This is a genomic window from Pseudomonas sp. JV245A (assembly GCF_032424515.1).
GTDB lineage: Bacteria > Pseudomonadota > Gammaproteobacteria > Pseudomonadales > Pseudomonadaceae > Aquipseudomonas > Aquipseudomonas protegens.
This window is the reverse complement of the sequence record NZ_VYKE01000269.1, coordinates 1-3,824: the sequence shown is the minus strand read 5'-3', so window position 1 is coordinate 3,824 and position 3,824 is coordinate 1. Positions and strand designations below refer to the sequence as shown.

The window sequence follows — 3,824 nt, the reverse complement described above, 5'->3', positions numbered from 1 at the left end:
GGGTGGCGTCGGCGGTGAGTACCAGGATCGGCAGGTAGTCGTTGGCCGGGATCCGTCGGTTGAGCTGTTCCAGTACCGCAAAGCCATCGAACTCGGGCATGTGCAGGTCGAGGATCACCAGGTCCGGCTCGAAGCTGTTGAACAGCTCCAGGCTGCGCAGCGGCTGGGTGCTGCTGAGGACGTTGTGCAGCCCTTCGCGGGCCAGCAGCTGTTCCATCAGGTCGAGGTTGGGGCGCTGGTCATCGATGATGAGGATGCGCAGATCGGCAGTCATGGGAGCTCCGGGAGACAGGCATCGAGGTGGGCGAAGAACACCGGGATGTGGATGGGCTTGGTCAGGATCGCCGTGGCCCCGGCGTCGAGCAGGGCGCGCCGGGTCGGTTCGCTGGCGTCGGCGGTGATCATCAGGATCGGGATGTCGGCCGTGGCGCTGGAGGCCCGCAGGCGTTGCAGCACCTCCAGGCCGGGCAGGTCCGGCAGGCTGACGTCCAGCAGGATCATCTGCGGCGCGTGCTGGCGGGCCAGGTCCAGGCCCATCTGGCCTTGCATGCTCGACAGCAGCTGGATGCCCGGGCGCCGTTGCAGCAGGGTTTCGATCAGCGCCAGGCTTTGCAGGTTGTCTTCGATGCACAGCACCTTGCCCTGGTAGCGGCTTGCGGGCTGTGGCGCCGGCACGTTCAGCGCCGGGGCGTTGCAGGGCGCCACGGCGGCTGCAGCGGCCAGGCGCACGAAGGGCAGCTCCAGGGTGAAGCAACTGCCGCTGCCCGGGTTGCTCTGTACGCCCAGGCTGCCGTCCATCATTTCCAGCAGGCTCCTGCTCAGGGCCAGCCCCAGGCCGGTGCCTTCGATCCTGGGGTCGGCGTCCAGGCGTTCGAAGGGCTTGAACAGGCGCTCCAGGCGCTCGGCGGTGATGCCGGCGCCGGTGTCGAGCACGCTCAGGCGCAGGCGTGATGCCTCGATCGCCACGTCGATGCTGACCCGGCCACCCGCGCGGTTGTACTTGATGGCGTTGGACAGCAGGTTGAGCAGCACCTGGATCAGGCGCTGGCGGTCGGCGATCACGCCGCTGTCCGCCGCCAGTTCCGGCAGCGGCGCCAGGGTGATGCCGGCGTCCGCGGCCATGGGTGACACCAGGGTCAGGGCTTCGTGCAGCACCGCCGCCAGGGCCATGGGCTCGACGTTCAGCGGCAGGCGCCCGGCCTCGATACGGGCAATGTCCAGCACCTCGTTGATCAGCCCCAGCAGGTGCTGCCCGGCCCGCAGGATATGCCCGACCTGGGGCCGCTGGCCGGCATTGGAATCCATGTCCAGCAGTTGGGCGAAGCCGAGGATGGCGTTGAGCGGCGTGCGCAGTTCGTGGCTCATGCGCGAGAGGAATTCGCTCTTGGCGCGGCTGGCGCTTTCCGCTTCCTCGCGGGCGGTGCCCAGGGCGATTTCCGCGGCACGGCGATCGGTGATGTCCCGGGTGATCTTGGAAAAACCGCGCAGGGCGCCGCTGGCGTCGTACTGCGCGGTGATCACCACGCTGGCCCAGAAGCGGCTGCCGTCCTTGCGACAGCGCCAGGCCTCTTCCATGTAGTGGCCGTGGGCGGTGGCCTCGCGCAGGGCCATGTCCGGGTGCTGGGGGCACTCTTCGGGCAGGTAGAACAGGGAAAAATGCCGGCCGATGATTTCCTGCTCGCTGTAGCCCTTGATCCGTTCCGCGCCGACGTTCCAGGTGGTAACCCGGCCTGCGGTGTCCAGGGCGAAGATCCCGTAGTCCTTGACCCCGTCGATGATCAGCCGCAGGCGTTCCTCGTTGTCGCGCAGGGCCCGTTCGCGCTCGGCCAGCAGTTGCCCGGCCTCCACCAGGCGCGTGCCCAGCTGGCCGATTTCATCCTGTTCCGGTGCTTGCGGGCGCAGCGGCTGGCCCAGGGCCAGGCGCTGGGCATTGCCCTGTACCTGCTGCACCCGGGTGACGATGCCCCGGGACAGCAACAGCACCGCGACGATGGCGCCGAACAGCCCGCAGCCGGCGGCCAGCAAGGTGGCGAACAGCAGGCGCATGCGGGTTGCCGCGGCGGCTGCGCTACGTTCGGCCAGCAGCGCATCCTCGCGCACGCGCATGGCGCTGATCTGCTCGCGCAGCACGTCCAGCACCTGCTTGTTGTCGATCAGGATCGCGGTCACCGTGGCGGCGTCGTCGCGGCTGCCGTTGCGCAGGGCCACCAGGCCGTCGAGCTTGGTGCGGATCAGCGGGGTGATGGTCTGCAGGTAGTCGCGCATGCGCGGGTCCTGGACATTCTGGTCCAGGCGTTGCAGCGCGGCCTCGATCTGCGGCCGGGCCTGGAGGTAGGCGGGCAAAAAGTCCTCGCGCCGGGTCAGCAGGTAGCCACGCACGCTGGCGGCGGCCTCGGCCAGGAGGGTGTGCACCGCCTGAATATCGCCCTGCACCAGCAACACCCGGCGCACGTCCTCCTCGGCGCGGGCGGTCTGGCGCTCGGTGCTGTAGATCAGCACCAGCGACAGCAGCAGGATCACCAGTGGCAGGGAGATCACCACCAGCGCCTTGCCCCGCAGCGGCAGGTCGGCCCAGCGCCGGGCGCTGAGCAGGTTCACGGCCACTGCCCGGCAGGTTGCGCCACCAGCCCCAGGGCCATGCCGCGCACCGCGGCCTGGGTGCGGTCGGCGGCGCCGAGCTTGCCGATCACCCGTTCCACGTGGGCCTTGGCGGTGCCGGTGGTGATGCCCAGCTTTTCACCGATCTCGCGGTTGCTGAAGCCGCCGGCCACCAGCCCCAGCACCTGGCGCTCGCGGGCAGTCAGGGCCTGAGCCTGGGGCGCCTGGCCGTTGCCGCGCTCGCTCATGCGCCGCAGCAGGCGGGCGCTGACCGCACTGTTGAGCGCCTCTTCGCCCCGGGCCACACGCTGCAGGGCGTCGAGCACCTCTTCGCGGCTGGCGTCCTTGAGCAGGTAGCCCACGGCGCCGGCGGCCATGGCGGCTTCCAGGTGATCGGGGCTGTCGTCCATGGTGAAGATCACCACCTTGACCTCGGGCTGGCGCTGTTGCAGCAGGCGCGCGGCCCCCAGGCCGTTGAGCAGGGGCATGCGGATATCGAGGATGGCCAGGTCCGGGCGCAGTTGCTCGCACAGGGTCAGGGCTTGCTCGCCATCCCTGGCTTGCCCCACCACCTCGAACTCCGGGTTGCCCGCCAGCAGGGCGATGAAGCCGGTGCGGGTGACTTCATGATCGTCCGCCAGGACCAGGCGTATCACCGCTGTCATACCGCGTGCTCCAAGGAGGGGACGGGGACGCGGGCGAGAATCCGCGTGCCGCTGCCGGGCCGGCTGTGGCAGGTGAAACGCCCGCCCAGCAAATGGGCGCGTTCCTGCATGGCCACCTGGCCCAACTGTTCGATGCCCTGGCCGGATGCCGGCTGGAAACCTGCGCCGTCGTCGCTGATGCCGAGCACCGCCTGGCCTGCTTCCAGGGCCAGGTTCAGGCTGACGCTGTGGGCCCGGGCATGCTTGAGGATGTTGTTGATGGCTTCCTGGGCGATGCGGAACAGGGCGATTTCCAGGGCCGCCGGCAGGCGCTCCGGGTAGCGCTGCTGCCAGTGCACCGCCAGCCCGGCGTCGCGCAGGCGGTCGGCCTCGCGGTCGATGGCCCGCAACAGGCCGAAGTCGTCCAGCACATGGGGGCGCAGGCCGCCGATCAGTTGCCGGCCTTCGCCGACGCAGCCCTGGGCCAGTTGCAGGATGGTCTGCAGTTCATCGTGCAGGGGCTCCGGCAGCGGCGGGCAGCGCCCGGCGAAACCCTGCAGGCGCTGGTGCAACCCGGCCAGG

4 protein-coding genes are annotated in these 3,824 nt (G+C 69.7%); all 4 read right to left on the bottom strand.

All coding sequences use genetic code 11. From position 1 onward, the window contains the following. The coding region (locus tag F6S12_RS30250; RefSeq protein WP_315869726.1) for a response regulator at positions 1-274 on the bottom strand (274 nt) is incomplete at its 3' end. Then, positions 271-2,598 (bottom strand): ATP-binding protein, encoded by a 2,328-nt coding sequence (locus F6S12_RS30245; protein WP_315869725.1) that lies wholly within the window; start codon positions 2,596-2,598, stop codon positions 271-273. The genes F6S12_RS30245 and F6S12_RS30250, both read right to left, overlap by 4 nt. After that, entirely contained in the window at positions 2,595-3,263 is a 669-nt protein-coding gene (locus F6S12_RS30240) for a response regulator (protein WP_210483661.1), read from the bottom strand. Before F6S12_RS30240 ends, F6S12_RS30245 begins: the two co-directional genes overlap by 4 nt. After that, the coding region (locus tag F6S12_RS30235) for a sensor histidine kinase (protein WP_409999871.1) at positions 3,260-3,824 on the bottom strand (565 nt) is incomplete at its 5' end. The genes F6S12_RS30240 and F6S12_RS30235, both read right to left, overlap by 4 nt.

Coding starts and splice junctions, on each gene's coding strand:
- F6S12_RS30240 (WP_210483661.1), bottom strand. CDS start 3,263: ATGACAGCGGTGATACGCCTGGTCCTGGCGGACGATCATGAAGTCACC.